Annotated in this window: 17 protein-coding genes; 12 read left to right on the forward strand and 5 right to left on the reverse strand. The window is 68.0% G+C overall.

Annotation, left to right across the window (positions count from 1 at the left end; genetic code table 11):
* Positions 1-545 precede the first annotated feature (545 nt).
* The 5 genes from ACW17Y_RS12455 to ACW17Y_RS12475 all read left to right on the forward strand — a co-directional run bounded on the left by ACW17Y_RS12455 (position 546) and on the right by ACW17Y_RS12475 (position 5,153).
* A complete protein-coding gene (locus ACW17Y_RS12455) occupies positions 546-1,580 on the forward strand; it encodes an ABC transporter substrate-binding protein (protein WP_492036009.1) in 1,035 nt (344 codons plus the stop codon).
* On the forward strand, positions 1,573-2,334 hold the full coding sequence (locus ACW17Y_RS12460; RefSeq protein ID WP_492036010.1) for an ABC transporter ATP-binding protein: 762 nt from the start codon (positions 1,573-1,575) through the stop codon (positions 2,332-2,334). The genes ACW17Y_RS12455 and ACW17Y_RS12460 overlap by 8 nt, the downstream gene beginning before the upstream one ends.
* Entirely contained in the window at positions 2,331-3,092 is a 762-nt protein-coding gene (locus tag ACW17Y_RS12465; RefSeq protein WP_492036011.1) for an ABC transporter permease, read from the forward strand. Before ACW17Y_RS12460 ends, ACW17Y_RS12465 begins: the two co-directional genes overlap by 4 nt.
* 82 nt (positions 3,093-3,174) lie before the next feature.
* The gene (locus ACW17Y_RS12470; RefSeq protein WP_492036012.1) at positions 3,175-4,044 is read left to right on the forward strand and encodes a hypothetical protein; all 870 of its coding nucleotides are present in this window, start codon (positions 3,175-3,177) and stop codon (positions 4,042-4,044) included.
* Positions 4,041-5,153 carry a DUF2336 domain-containing protein gene (locus ACW17Y_RS12475; RefSeq protein WP_492036013.1) on the forward strand — a complete coding sequence of 371 codons (1,113 nt, stop codon included), beginning with the start codon at positions 4,041-4,043 and terminating at the stop codon, positions 5,151-5,153. The genes ACW17Y_RS12470 and ACW17Y_RS12475 overlap by 4 nt, the downstream gene beginning before the upstream one ends.
* Positions 5,154-5,211: 58 nt before the next feature.
* Here ACW17Y_RS12475 and ACW17Y_RS12480 read toward each other — a convergent pair whose 3' ends face one another.
* The 3 genes from ACW17Y_RS12480 to cysK all read right to left on the reverse strand — a co-directional run bounded on the left by ACW17Y_RS12480 (position 5,212) and on the right by cysK (position 8,047).
* Complete coding sequence (locus ACW17Y_RS12480; RefSeq protein ID WP_492038298.1) at positions 5,212-5,613, reverse strand: Ros/MucR family transcriptional regulator; 402 nt, start codon at positions 5,611-5,613, stop codon at positions 5,212-5,214.
* Between the two features lie 197 nt (positions 5,614-5,810).
* Positions 5,811-7,028 (reverse strand): DUF2336 domain-containing protein, encoded by a 1,218-nt coding sequence (locus tag ACW17Y_RS12485; protein WP_492036014.1) that lies wholly within the window; start codon positions 7,026-7,028, stop codon positions 5,811-5,813.
* Positions 7,029-7,072: 44 nt separating this feature from the next.
* On the reverse strand, positions 7,073-8,047 hold the full coding sequence (gene cysK / locus ACW17Y_RS12490) for a cysteine synthase A (protein ID WP_492036015.1): 975 nt from the start codon (positions 8,045-8,047) through the stop codon (positions 7,073-7,075).
* Positions 8,048-8,389: 342 nt separating this feature from the next.
* Between cysK and ACW17Y_RS12495 the strand changes: the two genes are divergently transcribed.
* From ACW17Y_RS12495 to ACW17Y_RS12515, 5 genes are all read left to right on the forward strand, one after another.
* Positions 8,390-9,217 carry an alpha/beta hydrolase family protein gene (locus tag ACW17Y_RS12495; RefSeq protein ID WP_492036016.1) on the forward strand — a complete coding sequence of 276 codons (828 nt, stop codon included), beginning with the start codon at positions 8,390-8,392 and terminating at the stop codon, positions 9,215-9,217.
* 218 nt (positions 9,218-9,435) lie between these two features.
* The gene (gene fliI, locus ACW17Y_RS12500) at positions 9,436-10,779 is read left to right on the forward strand and encodes a flagellar protein export ATPase FliI (protein WP_492036017.1); all 1,344 of its coding nucleotides are present in this window, start codon (positions 9,436-9,438) and stop codon (positions 10,777-10,779) included.
* 25 nt (positions 10,780-10,804) lie between these two features.
* The gene (locus ACW17Y_RS12505) at positions 10,805-11,215 is read left to right on the forward strand and encodes a flagellar export protein FliJ (RefSeq protein WP_492036018.1); all 411 of its coding nucleotides are present in this window, start codon (positions 10,805-10,807) and stop codon (positions 11,213-11,215) included.
* A gap of 108 nt (positions 11,216-11,323) precedes the next feature.
* Entirely contained in the window at positions 11,324-12,433 is a 1,110-nt protein-coding gene (locus tag ACW17Y_RS12510; RefSeq protein ID WP_492036019.1) for an endo-1,4-beta-xylanase, read from the forward strand.
* Positions 12,434-12,549: 116 nt separating this feature from the next.
* Positions 12,550-13,188: an SOUL family heme-binding protein gene (locus tag ACW17Y_RS12515; protein ID WP_492036020.1), complete on the forward strand. Its 639-nt coding sequence runs from the start codon at positions 12,550-12,552 to the stop codon at positions 13,186-13,188.
* 92 nt (positions 13,189-13,280) lie between these two features.
* Here the strand turns inward: ACW17Y_RS12515 and ctrA are convergent, their stop codons facing one another.
* A complete protein-coding gene (gene ctrA / locus ACW17Y_RS12520) occupies positions 13,281-13,994 on the reverse strand; it encodes a response regulator transcription factor CtrA (RefSeq protein ID WP_426036717.1) in 714 nt (237 codons plus the stop codon).
* A gap of 341 nt (positions 13,995-14,335) precedes the next feature.
* Here ctrA and ACW17Y_RS12525 point away from each other — a divergent pair, with 341 nt between their 5' ends.
* Positions 14,336-14,701 (forward strand): chromosomal replication initiator DnaA, encoded by a 366-nt coding sequence (locus tag ACW17Y_RS12525; RefSeq protein ID WP_492036021.1) that lies wholly within the window; start codon positions 14,336-14,338, stop codon positions 14,699-14,701.
* Positions 14,698-15,414: a DUF6456 domain-containing protein gene (locus ACW17Y_RS12530; protein ID WP_492036022.1), complete on the forward strand. Its 717-nt coding sequence runs from the start codon at positions 14,698-14,700 to the stop codon at positions 15,412-15,414. Before ACW17Y_RS12525 ends, ACW17Y_RS12530 begins: the two co-directional genes overlap by 4 nt.
* Here the strand turns inward: ACW17Y_RS12530 and ACW17Y_RS12535 are convergent, their stop codons facing one another.
* Complete coding sequence (locus tag ACW17Y_RS12535) at positions 15,415-15,855, reverse strand: SufE family protein (RefSeq protein WP_492036023.1); 441 nt, start codon at positions 15,853-15,855, stop codon at positions 15,415-15,417.
* Positions 15,856-15,986 lie beyond the last annotated feature (131 nt).

The following is a 15,986-nucleotide window of genomic DNA, read 5'->3' on the forward strand; positions in this document are numbered from 1 at the left end:
GTCCACAGAGGTTAACACCCTTGTCCACCGGACCCCGGGTCATGGTGCACAATGACTGCGAATCAGACGCTTGCCGACAACCGGATTTGGAGCGAGCTTGATCAGGCCGAGGGACACGGCGGCGCGGAAATCCGGGGAGACCGGGGTTTCAAGCGGGTCGGTCCGGCTCTCTGACCAAGGGTTCCAAAGGCGCTTTCGGGCGACGACGGAAAGACCGGGCAGGGTCCAGGCTCCCGACACGGAACGCTTCGGCGGGAAGGGTCACGGAGAACCAGACCGGGATCGAGGGACGACGCGAGGGTCAAAAGCCCGGACGGAACGCCACCGGACAGGAGTCGCAAGGATACAGCCGACCGTCGCCGGGTTCGCCCGCCGGCGCTGACGCCAGGGTCCAGAACCTCAATGGCCAAGTCCCAACCCGGACTTGGTGGGGGGACGTGAATACCGGTTCGACCGGGTTCACGTCCCCTCGCTCAATTCTGGCGCAAGGTTCTGCGGCGTCGCTTCCCTTCCCTTGCACACCCTCCGGCCCTAGTTTGCCGCGCATGAAGCCTCGCACGACTCATTCCGTCGTCAGCCGCCGCCTCGTTCTCGCCGGCGGCGTCGCCGTCACGGCAATGGGTCTGGCATCCTGCGGCAGTTCGGAAGCGCCGGTGGACGACCAGGGCCGCGTGCGCATCCGTTTCGCCACCGACTGGCGCGCCCAGGCCGAACACGGCGGCTTCTACCAGGCCCTCGCCTCGGGGGCCTACGAACGTCGCGGCCTCAACGTCCAGATCATCCAGGGCGGCCCCGGCGTGAACGTGCCCCAGCTTCTGGCCTCCGGCGCGGTGGAACTCGGGATGGGCTCCAACAGCTTCATCCCTCTCAACCTTGTCGCCGAGGGCGCTCCCGTGAAGGCGGTCGCCGCCTTCTTCCAGAAGGACCCCCAGGTTCTGATCGCTCACCCCGATCCGGAACTGACCGGGATCGCTGACCTGGCGGATCGCCCGTTCCTGCTGGCCGACGCTTCGATCACCGCCTTCTGGGTCTGGCTGAAGGCCAAATACGGTTTCACCGACGATCAGGTCCGCAAGTACAACTTCAATCCGGCCCCCTTCCTGGCGGACGAACGCGCCGTACAGCAGGGCTACCTGACCTCCGAGCCCTATACGATCGAGAAGGAGGCGGGCTTCGAACCGCGCGTCTTCCTCCTCGCCGACGAGGGCTACCCGTCTTACGCCACCATGGTGATGTCGCCGGACGGGTTCGCTCGGGACAATGCGGCGGCGCTCCGCAGCTTCATCGCCGCCTCGGCCGAGGGGTGGCGCGACTACATCCGGGGCGACCCGGCGGCCGCAAACGCCCTGATCAAACAGGCCAATCCGGAGATGACCCAGGACATCCTGGATCAGGCCCGGACCAAGCTCAGCGAGAACGGCATCGTCGATTCAGGCGACGCCGCCCTTTACGGCCTCGGAGCCATGACCGCCGAGCGGTGGCAGGCCTTCTTCGACGTGACCTCGCAGGCAGGCGTCTATCCCGCCGATCTGCGCTGGCGCACCGCCTTCACCGACGACTTCCTGCCCGGCCGTGGCTGACGAAGGCAGGGCGGCGGTCGCCGGCCTTTCGAGCGTCAGGATCGACTACCCCGGCCGCGCCTCGTTGGGGCCGCTGGACCTTACCGTCGGTCCGCGCGAGATCGTCGCCCTCGTCGGGGCCTCCGGGGCAGGCAAATCAACCGCGCTTCGCCTCCTGGCCGGCCTCGAACAACCCGCATCCGGCGCGGTGGTCCGCCCGGACGAACCCGGCCGCACCGGGTTCGTCTTCCAGAACCCGACCCTGATGCCCTGGGCCGACGCCCGCACCAATGTCGCCCTGCCGCTGGAGCTGTCCGGCGTCTCCGCCGCCGAAGCCCGCCGCCGCGCTGAAGACAGCCTCGCGGCCGTGGGCCTCGCCGACCGCACCACCGCCCGCCCGCGCCAGCTGTCCGGCGGCATGGCCATGCGAGTCTCCCTAGCCCGCGCCCTGTCATTGGAACCCGATCTTCTGCTGCTCGACGAACCTTTCGCCGCCCTCGACTCCATCACACGGCGCGGCCTGATCGAGGACCTGCACCGTCTCTGGGCCGCCCGATCCGTGGCCATGGTCTTCGTCACCCACGACGTGGAGGAAGCCGCCTATCTCGCTGGCCGGGTCGTCGTCCTGTCCGGCGCCGACGGCCGGGCGGTGTCCGATATCCCCATGCCCGGCCCCCTGCCCCGCCCCGACGACTGGCGCCGCGAGCCCGCCTATCGCGAGGCCGTCGAGACGGTCGCCGATGCCCTCGCGCGCTCGATGGAGCGGGCGTCATGAGACGCCTTCTCGACGCCCTGCCAGCACTCCTCCTGATCGCCGTCCTGCTGGCGATCTGGGAGGCTGCCTGCCGCCTGCTCGACGTGCCGGTCTATTTCCTGCCCCCGCCCAGCGACGTCGCGCGCGCCCTGATCGACAACGGCCAGGTGCTCGCCGGCTCGGCGCTCCAGACCTTCTGGATGGCGCTGAAGGCCCTGATCGTGGCGGCCCTGATCGGTGGCGGTCTGGCTATCAGCGTCTCGCTCAGCCGCCCGGCCGAACGTGCTGTGGCCCCGCTGGCGGTGACGCTTCAGGTCACCCCCGTCGTCGCCATCGCGCCCCTGGTGCTGATCTGGTTCGGCCTCGACCATGCTGATCGGGCCGTCACGGCGCTCGCCGCCGCCATCGCCTTTTTCCCCATCTTCTCCGGCGTTCTGACCGGGCTGAAGTCCGCCGACCCGGATCTGGAGCGGCTGTTCGACCTGCACGCGGCCTCGCCGCTCCAGCGCCTCTGGCGCCTCCGCCTGCCCTCAGCCCTGCCCTTTGCCCTGGAGGGCCTCCGCGTTGCGGCGGGTCAGGCTGTGGTCGGCGCCGTGGTGGCCGAGTTCGTTTCCGGCTCAGGCGCCGCACAGGGCCTCGCCTGGCGTCTTCTTGAGGCGGGAAATCGTCTGCGCACGGCCGAGCTTCTGGCCGCCCTCGTCTGTCTCGCCATTCTCGGCCTGTTGCTCAACGGCGCGACACGGCTGATCGAGCGCCGCCTGCTGCGCAATCGGGCCTGAAGTCTTTACGCCTGTTAGCGCGGGGTTAAGCCGAGGCCGCCTAGGCTTCCCGATACGTTCGTCTCGAACGGGAGCCTCGCCCTTGCTGCACCGCGCCCCCCGCGTCCTGACCCTGCTTCTCGCGACGGCCGGTGCCTGCCTCGCGGCCTCTGGCGTCCAGGCCCAATCCCAGTCCGCCCCCGCCGCAGGGCGCTATCTCACCTGGGCCAATCGCCCGGCTGGCACGACCCCCGCCGATGTGGCGGCCGTACAGGCCCGTGCCCGCACGGCCATGATCCCGCGCCGGGTCGCGCCGTCCCAGGCGCCCTATCGCCCCATGATGCAGCCGACCTCGACGCCACTTCCGGCCTCACGCGGCCTGACCCCCGCCAGCGCCTGGCTTGGCCCGCGCGTCGTCCCCGCCTATGCGCCGGGCTCGCCCGACCCAATGGCCTACGCCACACCCGAGCCGCCCGCGCCTGCCCCGCCGGTCTATTCGCCTCCGCCCCCGCCCGTCGAGCGCGCCGCCGTCGATCCGATGGCCCCTCGCCGCGATGCCCCGGTCTTCAACATGCAACGCCAGGCCGCCGCGCCGACGGCTCAGGCCCCTGCTCCGCAGCAGGCTGCCCAACCCGTCACCGACCCCAACGACCCGATGGCTCCGCGCCGCGACGCCCGCATCTTCCAGATGCAGCAGGGGCCGACCGAAGGTCAGGAACAGGCCGCCCTCCCCGCACCGACCCAGCAAGCGCCGTCCAGCGAGGCCTCGGTGCAGGCGGGTCAATCCGGCGCCCGCTACTATTCGGTGCACCGCGACGCCGGCCACCGCCCGGACCCCACGGCGCTGCCCGAACCCGTCTACTTCGACAGCGTCACGCTGGACCTCGCCGAACCGCCGGAGAACGAGCCCCAGACGCGCGACGCCCAGGGTCGCCGCCGCGTGGTCCCCAATGCTGATCCGAGCCTGCCATGAGCGACCCCGCCTTCGCCCCGGTCGAGACCGGATCGCGCCTGCCTGATCTGATCGTCCTGGCCCAGGAAACCTCCAGCGAGAAACGCCGCGCCCTGCTCCGTGAGTTGACCGAGCATTTCTTCGGCGCCGGCCAGCGCAGCGCGGCCGAGGACGTCCTCTACGATTCCGTCCTCAGCGACCTGACTGCCGAGATGGAGACCGCCGTCCGCGCCGAGCTCTCGGCCCGGTTCGCCCTGTCCCCGGACGCCCCACGTGGCCTCATCCGTCGCCTGGCCAATGACGAGGTCGCGGTCGCCGACGCTGTTCTGCGCGCTTCCACTGTGCTGACCGACGAAGACCTGCTGGGTGTCGTCCGTTCCAAGGGCCAGGGCCATCTGCGCGCCGTGTCCGAACGCGCGAGCGTGTCCGAAGCCGTCTCCGACGTCATCGTCGAACGCGGCGACGACGAAACCCTCGGGACGCTGCTCCGCAACGACGGCGCCCGCCTGTCCCGCGCCGCGACCGAGACAGCCGTCGAACGCGCCAAGGTCAATCCGGCGCTCCATGAGGCGACGGTCCAGCGCAAGGGCCTCCCCGCCGACCTGCTGAACGACATGTATTTCGTCGTCGAGGCCCGTCTGAGACAGCAGATTCTCGAACAGAACGCCGCCATGGACCCGGCCCTGCTGGAAAGCGCTCTCGCCGCCGGCCGCGCCCGTGTGGCGACCGAGGACGGGGCCCTGCCCTCCGACTATTCCGAATGCCTGGCCTATGTGGAGGAACTCAAGGCGGCCAACCAGCTCAGCCCGACCATGCTGGCCCGCTTCCTTCGGTCCGGCAGCCGGACCTCATTCCTGATCGCCCTGGCCCAGCTGGCCGACGTGGACTTCCACACTGCCAGCCAGATCGTGGAGAAGAAGGAACTCGACGCCCTCGCCGTCATCTGCAAGGCCGCCGATCTCGACCGCTCCCTGTTCCTGACCTTCGCCGTGGTCATCATCGGCGGCGAGGACAATGCCATGGGCAAGGCCCACAGCTACGCCAAGCTCTATGCCGAGCTTCAGCGCGACGCGGCCCTGCGCACCCTGCGTTTCTGGCGCATGCGCCGAGGCACGGCGACCGCCGCCTGAAACAGAAACGCCCGCCTCCTTGCGGAAGCGGGCGTCTGAACTTCGTCAGGTCCGAAAACTACTTCTTGGCGCGGGGAGCGCGGGCGGGTTTGCGGCCGCCCTGGCCCAGACCCATCTGCTTGGCCAGGTCCGAACGGGCCTTGGCGTAGTTCGGGGCGACCATCGGGTAGTCCTTGGCCAGGCCCCATTTGGCGCGGTATTCTTCGGGGCTCATATCGTACTTGGTGCGCAGGTGGCGCTTCAGCGACTTGAACTTGCGACCGTCTTCCAGGCAGATCAGGAAATCGGGGCTGATCGACTTGCGGATCGGCACGGCCGGTTCCTTGATCTCGGGCTCGACCTCGACGACGCCGGTCGAAACCTGGGACAGGGCGGCATGGATATTGGAGATCAGCGACGGCAGGTCGTTCGCCGACACGCTGTTGTTGCCGACATAGGCCGACACGATGTCCGCCGTCATTTCCAGAAGTTCGGACCGTTCGTCCAGTCTTGCAGCGTCCACGAGCGTTTCCTTGCCTAATCTTGCCGGGCAGTGGCGATTGTGGTTTTGGGAAATACGGATGTTTGGCGCCGAAAGCAATGCGCGTCCGAACTCAATGCATCAGAAACTCGTCGAGCAACCCTGCAGGACTGTATTCAGTCTGCATGCCTGAGGGTTCAGCGGCCGAAGTTTTCCGCCAGGGCCATCATCGCAGCGCGTTCGGGCGTCGAATATTCATCAAGGGCCTGGTCGTCACCATCGCGAATGGCCCTCAGCAGGTCGGGCGACAGGGCCGATGACAGAGACCAGTTCCAGTAACGCAGCACCGTCTGGGCCCGATCGACCGCCAACATCTCATAGGTCACCTGAACCCGGTCCCAGTCGGGATGCACGCGGCCATCCGGCAAAGTCTCCGGTCGACGGACTGACCGCCACAGGTTCTGCAGATCGACGCGAGACATGCCGGTCGCCTTGCACAGGATGGCCAGGGGCTCGCCGCCGACATCGCCCATGATCTTGGCGCCGGTCAGCGGCTTGATCCCGGCGAGATACGCGATCTCGGCCGCGACCTCGCGGTTCAGTCCGTCGCGGGCCGCGACGGTGACGGCGTGTTCCAGGCTGTTGTAGGGGCTCTTGTCGATGGCCGCCCGGTTCCTCTGGCGACGCTCGATGAACTGCAGCGCCTTTCTGGACACCGGATCCTGCCAGCCCTCCTCGGCGGCCATGGCGAAGACGTCCTCGACGACCTCCTGCATGACCTCGCGACTGACGGCGAAGCGCTGGAGGATGGTCCTGCGATCCTCGGCCGGAGCCCACCAGAACATGACATAGGCGCCCGATGGGCGAAGCTCGGGCCGCCGCAACATATGGCCGCACAGAATCGGCATCTGGCGGCTCAGACCCACGATCGCCTCCACCCCGCTCTGGGACAGGCGGGCCGTGGTATTGCGCAACAGGCATTCGAGGACACCCTGCTCGCCGAAGCCGATCAGGGTCTCGGTCACCACCTCGGCGAGACCACGACGGCCGGCCATCAGGAAGCGATGTTCCGGTCCCGTGTCGCGGGCGCAGGCGACCAGATCCGCGTCGGTCAGGGAGGCGCACTGCTCCAGCAGCAAGCCCGCTATGGCCGGATCGTCCCTCAGCAGCATCCGCGCGAGGCTGTTCGGCAGTTCGGCCAGCGGCGCCAGCCGCTGAGCCACCCGCTGACGCTCGCGCGGGGCCGCCAGACGCAACATCTCGACCAGCAGGTCTCCGGTGACCGCGCGCTCGAAGGCGTTGACCCGACTGCCGGGCAGAGACACGACGTCGGCCAGTCGCTTCAGCAGCGCATGCCGCGCCCGGAAGGCGGGTTGCGGGGCCTCTTGGACTGGAACGGGCGCCGGATCGGACATGAGGTCGCCAGCGTAACCGTGGACGGGTTAACCGGCGGTGTTGCCTACAGCCCCTCGAACAGCGCCGTCGACAGATAGCGTTCCGCGAAGCTGGGGATGATGACGACGATCGTCTTGCCGGCGTTTTCATCCAGCGCTGCAAGGCGGAACGCGGCGGTCAGGGCGGCGCCAGACGAGATGCCGACGGGGATGCCCTCAACCCGGGCGACCTTGCGCGCCATCTCGAAACTGTCCTCGTTGGAGACCTGTTCGACGCCGTCGATGACCGAGCGGTCGACGATGGCGGGGATAAATCCCGCGCCGATGCCCTGGATCTTGTGCGGGCCGGGTTCGCCCCCCGACAGGACGGGCGAGGCCGTCGGCTCGACCGCGATCATCCGTACCGACGCCTTCTTCTCCTTCAGCGCCTGGCCGACGCCGGTGATGGTGCCGCCCGTGCCGACACCCGCGACGACGATATCGACGGCGCCCGCCGTGTCGTTCCAGATCTCTTCGGCCGTCGTGGACCTGTGGATCGCCGGGTTGGCGGGGTTCTCGAACTGCGAAGGGCTGACGGCTCCGGGGGTGCGTTCAAGCAGTTCGGTCGCCATCGCGATCGCGCCCTTCATCCCCTTCTCGGCCGGAGTCAGCACCAGTTCGGCGCCCAGCAGGGCCAGCATCTTCCGACGCTCTATAGACATGGATTCCGGCATGACCAGGATCAGTCGGTACCCCTTGGCCGCGGCCACGAAGGCCAGGGCGATGCCGGTATTGCCGGATGTCGGCTCGATGAGCACGCTGCCGGCCGATATCCGACCCGCCGCCTCCAGCGCCTCGATCATCGCCACCCCGATCCGGTCCTTGACCGACGAAATGGGATTGAAGAACTCCAGCTTGGCCAGCACCCGGCCCTTTGGGGAGTATTCCGCCGACAGGCGCGGCAGACCGACCAGCGGCGTATCGCCAATGGTGTCGATGATCGAGTCATAGACCTTGCCACGGCCTTGGGTGGTGCGGGCATTGGGGGCGGTGTCGGACATGGAGAGCTCCGGCTGATCGCGTGGAAAATGGCGTCGGTAGAGTCGGGAAAGGCGGGCGCCCTTTATCGACCATCCATGGACATAGGGCCACAGTCGATGGGAACAAGCGTCCGGGCGTGCCCCCTTCAAGCCTGACCGCGCCAGGGACGATTGGCTGCGGCTTGCCCACCTTCAACGGGGGTCGTTTCCATCGTCGGCCCGTCGCCTGTCTTCCTCGCCGGAAACGGAGAGACCGTCGGACGCGTGCGTTCGCGCGTTCGCGCGTACGTTCGCGAAAGGACGCTGGTTCGCCGCGAGATCGACCGTCAGTGGATGCTCCAACTTCAAGGAGCACCGCCCCCTATGTTTCGACTGTTCGTCCTGGCCCTCATCGCCACAACCCTGTTCATAACGCCCGCCCGCGCCCAGTCGGAGGTGGGGTTTGAAAAGCTGAGCATCCCTGATGGGGCCGGCGCGCCGATTGAGGTCGGCGTCTGGTATCCGAAAGACACGGCCTCCAACGCAGCTCTCCCCTTGATCGTCATGTCGCACGGCAATGGCGGCAGCTATTCCGGCAATGCCGACACGGCCCAGGCCCTGGCTCGCGCCGGCTTCGTGGCCGCCGCACTGACCCATACCGGCGACAACTACCGTGACATGAGCCGCGCTGCCGACGTCGCCGAACGGCCCCGCCAGTTGCATGTGCTGATCGACTATATGGTCAACGCCAAGGCGGGCTACGGCGCGATCGATGCAGGGAGGGTCGGCGCGTTCGGCTTCTCGTCGGGCGGGTTCACCGTGCTGGCGGCTGCGGGAGGCGAGCCGGACCTGACCCGGGTCATCGAACACTGCCGTGCCCACCCCCAGTTCTACGATTGCCGCCTGATCGGCCAACACCCGCCATCAGCGGACGCGATCCCGGCGGCCTGGGCCCATGACCGCCGCATCCGCGCCATCGTCGCCGCCGCGCCGGCGCTCGGCTACACCTTCACCCGCGAGGGCCTGTCCGGCGTGACCCAGCCGGTCCAGCTCTGGCGGGCGGAGACCGACCGTGTCCTGCCCCACCCCCTCTCCGCCCAGCCATCCACGACGCCCTGCCGACGCCGCCCGAGTATCATGTCGTCCCGGCGGCTGATCACTTCGACTTCCTGCCGCCTTGCTCGCCCGAGCTTGAGGCGGCGGCCCCGGTGATCTGCCAGGTCACGCCGGGCCTCGACCGCGCAACCTTCCACGAGACCTTCAATGCGGAGGTCGTCGCCTTCTTCCAGCGCACCCTTGCAGCGCCCTGATCGGGTGCGCCCGGCGGGCGATCATCGATCGTCGTCCACAGCCGAAAGGCCCGGCTTCACGCCGCGTTAACCACGTTGGACCAGAGGTTAACGCCTCTGTTTCCTCTCGCAGGCCCCACGTTGCGCAACCTCGTCGCCGCCGTCGAAGCGATCGATCCGCTGGTCGTCACCGGCAAGGTGGCGGGCGTCAGCGGCCTGCTGATCGAGGCGCGCGGCGGCCTGTCGCGACTGGCCGTCGGAGCGCGGGCCGAGATCGGACGGCGCGGCGCCTCTCCCCTGCCGGCCGAGGTCGTAGGCTTCCGCGACTCCAAGGCCCTGCTGATGCCGTTCGGCCCGGTCGAGGGGGTGGCCCCCGGCGCCGACATTCACATCATCGGCCAGGCGGCGGCGGTCAATCCGACCAAGGCCTGGCTGGGCCGGATTATTGACGCCTTCGGCCAGCCCATCGACGGCAAGGGCCCCCTCCCCCAGGGCCCGGCCCCCTATCCCCTGCGCGCTTCGCCCCCGCCCGCCCACTCGCGTGGCCGCGTGGGCGAACGACTGGACCTCGGCGTCCGCTCCATGGACATCTTCACCACCACCTGTCGAGGCCAGCGGCTGGGCATCTTCGCCGGATCCGGGGTCGGCAAGTCGGTGCTGCTGTCGATGCTGGCCAAACAGGCGACCTGCGACGTCGTCGTCGTCGGCCTGATCGGCGAACGGGGCCGGGAGGTCCGCGAGTTCATCGAGGAGACGTTGGGCGAGGAGGGCCTGCGCCGCGCCGTCGTCGTCGTCGCGACCTCCGACGAGCCGGCCCTCAAGCGTCGCCAGTCCGCCTATATGACCCTGGCCATCGCCGAATATTTCCGCGACCAGGATCTCGAGGTCCTCTGCCTGATGGACTCGGTCACCCGCTTCGCCATGGCCCAGCGCGAGATCGGGCTGGCCGCGGGCGAACCGCCGACCACCAAGGGCTACACCCCCACCGTCTTCACCGAACTGCCCAAGCTTCTTGAGCGCGCTGGTCCGGGCCCGGTCCGCCCGGACGGCACCACGGCCGGGCCGATCACCGCCCTGTTCACCGTGCTGGTGGACGGCGGCGACCATGACGAGCCCATCGCCGACGCCGTGCGAGGCATCCTGGACGGCCACATCGTCATGGACCGCAAGATCGCCGAGCGCGGCCGCTTCCCCGCCATCGATGTGCTGAAGTCCGTCAGCCGCACCATGCCCGCCTGCCAGACGCCTCCGGAGCGCGAGCTGAACAAACGCGCCCGCCAGTGTCTCTCGGCCTACGCCTCGATGGAGGAACTGATCAAGATCGGCGCCTATCGCGCCGGCGCCGACCCGATCACGGACAGGGCCATCGCCCTCAACCCCGCACTCGAGGCCTTCCTGGGTCAGGACAAGGACGACGCCACGCGTCTTTCCGATTCCTTTACCCGCCTGGAGGCAATTCTGAACCAGGGCATGGTCGCGCAATGACCGCCGCCCAACGGAGTAAGCTTGCATGACCGCCTGGGCCCATTCGCTGATCCGGATCTCGAACTACGAGGTCGAGACGCTGCAGAAGCGCCTGGCCGAAATTTCGAGCCGCAAGGTCTCTGCCGAGATGCGCCTGGCCGTGCTTGACGCCGAGGTCGAGGTGGAACGCGAACGCGCCCGCGCCGACGCCGAGGCCGGTCTTTTGCTTCAGGCCTATATGGCCGGCTGGAAGGCCCGCAAGGGCGCCGCTGAAACCGATCTGGTCACCCTCGACGCCGAGGAAGAAGGCGCCCGCGACGCCCTGACCGACGCCTATTCCGAGCTGAAGAAGTTCGAACACGTCGCCGAGATGACCCGCCTCAACGCCCTCATCGCCGCCGGCAAGCGCGAGACCGCCGCCTTCGACGAGATGGGCCTGCGTCGTCGTTCGGCTTAGTCTTCCTTCTCCCCTTGCGGGAGAAGGTGGCTGAGCGAAGCGAAGTCGGATGAGGGGTCACCCCGACTTGAAATGGGAGCTTTGCCAGGGATGGTCGGAAAGGTCAGCGTGACCCCTCATCCGTCAGCTTTCGGCTGCCGCCTTCTCCCGCAAGGAAAGAAGGGTCTTTCTCGCCGCGCTCTCCTCGCCTCCGCCCTGGCGCTGGCCGCGTGTGAGAAGAACGCCTCCGCCGCGCCAGCCATCGCGGCGACCCCGCTGAAATCCCTCGCCCCCTTCCCCATCGGGACCTCGGCCATGACCGGCCAGTTCGAGGACCGGCCCTGGGTCGATCTCTGCCTGACACACGTCTCCCAGCTCACGCCCGAGTGGGAGATGAAGATGGAGTACATCCTGTCGGAGACCGGCGAGTACCGCTGGGACGCGCCCGACCGGATCGCCGACTTCTGCACCACCCACGGCCTGCGCCTCTTCGGCACGACCCTGATCTGGTACTCGCAGGACTCGGCCTTCTTCCGCTCACTGGACCCGCAGCGGTTCCGCGCGGAGTACGACCGCTACATCGCCACCGTCGCGGGCCGGTATCGCGGCCGCGCAACCGGCTGGGACGTCGTGAACGAGGCGGTGGCGGAGGACGGCAACGGCCTGCGCGCCTGCCTGTGGTCCGAGGCCCTGGGCCAGGACGGCTATATCGCCCGCGCCTTTGAACAGGCAAAACTGGCCGACCCGGACGCGGTCCTGTTCCTGAACGACTACAATCTGGAAAACCTGCCGACCAAGGGCTCGACCTTCCTGCGGCTGGTCGAGCGGCTGCTGAAGACCGGCGTCCCCATCGGCGGAATCGGCACCCAGTCCCACCTCGACATCGAGATCCCCGCCGGCCAGACCGCCGCCTTCTTCCGTGAGGCCGCCGGGTTCGGCCTGCCGATCCATGTCTCGGAACTCGACGCCTCGCTCCGCTCCGAAGGCCGCTTCGACACCCGCTCTCAACGCCAGAAGATCGAGCAACAGACCGCCCGCGTCGCCGAACTGACCTCGGCCTTCATGGACCTGCCGCCGGCCCAGCGCTTCGCCTTTACGGTCTGGGGTCTGCGCGACACCGACAGCTGGTTGCGCCGTGACGCCCGTGACGACGGCAAGGACAGCCCTCTCTTGTTCGACGCGGCAGGGCGACCCAACCCGATGTTCGCTGCCGTGGCCGAGGCGATGCGCGCAGGCTGATGTCTGGCGGCCTGGCGTGGCTCGTCCCGGCGGACATGGAGCGCAGATGCACCGCAAGGTCGATCCGTGCGTTAATGGACACAGCGATCTTCCGCCCCTTCAACAAGGTTTCGATCATGAGACATGCGCTTGCGGCCGTGGGTGCGGCCCTGATGACGACTGCCTGTTCGACGGTCGGAGTCAGATCGGGCACGGAAGAACCGGACTATCAAAGCGTCGCAACCGTCGGCGCAATCGACATCCGCCTGTACGGTGAGCGGATCGCCGCCGAGACCGAGGTCACAGGCGACAGTGACGCGGCCCGCAATCAGGGCTTCCGGCGTCTGGCGGGCTATATCTTCGGCGGCAATGCGCGGCGGGACTCCATCGCGATGACGGCCCCTGTCGCCCAGGCGGGCGCAGCCGGATCCCAGACGATCGCCATGACCGCGCCGGTGGCCCAGACGCCGGCCGGCGCTGACCGCTGGACAGTGCAATTCTTCATGCCGGCGGCCTATGCGATCGACGAACTGCCCGTGCCGAACGACCCGGCCGTTCGTCTGGTCAGCGTCCCGGCGCAGACCTATGCGGTGCTGAGGTTCAGCGGCGTCGGCTCGGTGCGCGCCGTGGAGACGCACAAGGCCGAGCTGTTGGCCGGACTGACCGGCAGCGGATGGACGGCGCGCGGGGAGCCTGTCGTCTGGTTCTACGACCCGCCCTGGACCCTGCCGCCGCTGCGCCGCAACGAGGTCGCGGTGCGGGTCGAACCGATATAGCTGAACCCCGACACGGCCGGCCGCTACAGACAGCAAAACGCCCGCCGGTCTCCCGGCGGGCGTTTTCGTTCGGCCTCAGGGCATCAGGTCTTTCAGGCGGCGGCGCTCTGCGGAGCGGGCGCCGAGGTCTCCGACGGGTCGCGCAGCACATAGCCGCGGCCCCAGACGGTTTCGATATAGTGTTTGCCGCCGGCGGCCGTGGCCAGCTTCTTGCGCAGCTTGCAGATGAAGACGTCGATGATCTTCAGCTCGGGCTCGTCCATGCCGCCGTACAGGTGGTTCAGGAACATTTCCTTGGTCAGGGTCGTGCCCTTGCGGAGCGAGAGCAGCTCCAGCATCTGGTATTCCTTGCCCGTCAGGTGGACGCGGTGACCGTGCACCTCGACCGTCTTGCCATCCAGGTTCACGGCGATCTCGCCGGTGTGGATGATCGCCTGGGCGTGACCCTTGGAGCGACGGACCACGGCGTGGGTGCGCGCGATCAGCTCGTCCTTGTGGAAGGGCTTGGTCATGTAGTCGTCAGCGCCGCCGCCGAACGTTTTGACCTTGGTCTCGATCTCGGTCGAGCCCGAGAGGATCATCACCGGCGTATTGACCTTGCCGACGCGCAGCTGGCGCAGAACTTCCAGGCCGCTCATGTCCGGAAGGTTCAGGTCCAGAAGAATGAGGTCGTAGTCATAGATCTTGCCCAGATCGATGCCTTCTTCGCCCAGGTCCGTCGTGTAGACGTTGAAGCCTTCCGACTTCAGCATCAGCTCGATGCTCTGCGCAGTCGCATGATCGTCTTCGATAAGCAGAACGCGCATTCATGCCCCTCCAGGCAAAAGCTAGACCATATGACCCGGGGCTTACGTCCGGGTAACCTTGTTCGAGAGTTAACCCGTCGAACCCTTAAGAAGTATTAACGCCACCCCATGAAGGCGAATCTGGGGTGATTTGCGAATCGCGTCGAGACTCCGCGAGTCAACGATTCGAATTATTTCGCGAGAGGGCGTTCGAGCACGCCTTATGCGCCTTCACCAAAAACATCGCCGTCCCGCCACAACTGGAGGTGCGACCGATCCTGACGTCGCAACGGACCATATTCCTAACATTGTGTCCCGCCGCATCTAGTCTGGCGGTCGCGCATCGGCTTGGGAGAAACGCCTTGAACACACCCTATCGGATTATCGTGCCGTCACAGGATCGCGACCGGGCCGACCTGACCGTCCATGTGGTGGCCATGCGTCTGGGAACTCCGATGGAGACCCTGACCCGCAAAAGCCGGCTGTCGTTGCCGGCGCTGCGGGTCCGGCGCGTGTCGCTCTATCTCGCCCATGTGGCGCTGGGCTGGTCGCTCGAACGCGTGGGTCACGCCTTCGGCCTGAACCGCCAGACTGTGTCGAGGGCCTGCACCCGGATGGAGGAGGCGCGCGACGAGCCCCACCTGAACGACCTCCTCGACGAGCTTTCGGCGGCCATCCTGGGCCTGTGCGAAGCCCCGCCGGTCACCGACCTGCCGGAGGTGGCGTGAGCGGCCCGACGGCGCGGGCCCGCGGCCTGCTGGCACGAGGGGGCTGGATCGACATCGCGGCGCCCGACGGAAGCTACGCCCTGCGGATCGGCGGCGACCGCCGGGCGCGCGCGGCGATGACGCTGAACGAGGCGACCTTCCGCGTCCTCGTCGAAAGCCCCGGCCTCAAGGCGCGCACTGGCGGCGGCTGGGTCGAGCGTCCGACATCCGCCGATACGGTCTCGCATCCCGCCGGCGCACCCGGCCGCATCGAGGGCGAAAGGGCGATCATGGAACCCGACGGCCGCCTGACCCTGCGCCGCGCCAATCTGGGGGAGAGCCCCATCGCCTGGCTGGCGCGTCGCAAAGATGCCGATGGCCGCCCCTGGCTGACCCCCGCCGAGATCGCGGCCGCCGAACGTCTCAGGCTCGACGCAGAGCTCGCCCGATCGGGTCCATCCATGACCATGCGCTGGGACGCCCTGCCCCGCACGGGCGGCAGCGGCTCGTCGGCCCGGGTCGAGCCCGGAGACCGCGCCCTCGCCGCCGGCCGTCGCGCGGCCCGCGCCCTCGCATCGATCAATCCCCGAGCGCGCGCCCTCGTCGAACAGGTCTGCGTCCGCCAGGGCAGCCTGCAGCTCGCCGAACAGGAGGCGGGCTTCAGGCGGCGCGAGGGAAAGACGGTTCTGAAAGCCGGCCTCCAGACTCTGGCCCGGCACTATGGCATCGGCTGATCAGCCGGCCGCCATCGCCTCTTGGCGGATTCGCCCGACCATGGCGTTCAGTCCGTTGGCCCGCTGCCGGGTCAGGGCCTGAGGAAGGCCCAGACGGTCCAGCGCCGCCTTTGCGTCGAAGGCGAGGATCTGGTGGGCCGGACGCCCGGAATAGAGCTTCAGCAGCAAGGCCACATTGCCCTTGGAGATCGCGCTGTCCGAGTCAGCGCGGAACGTCAGCCGTTCGCCCTCGCGCCCGGACGCCAGCCAGACCTGGGCCGCGCAGCCCGGCACCTTGTTGGCCTCGGTCCGGTCGGCGTCCGGCAGGGGCGCCAGGTCCTTGCCCAGGTCGATGACATAGGCGATCCGCTGTTCCCAGTCCTCCAGAACCTCGAAATCTTCGGCCAGTTCGTCCAGGGTCGCGTCGATGCTGTCGGGGGATTTGTCGGCCGGGTCGGTCATGGTCCGCCAGATAGGCCGCGCGCGGATTAACGACAACCGGCCCGTCCATCCCCAGTTGTCAGCCCCGCCGCCCCCGACCGAGTCGCCTCCTGCGGGTGCGGGCTTTAGACGACTCGGCTGCGACGCTAGTC

It is taken from the genome of Brevundimonas sp. AVps7 (genome assembly GCF_058681545.1).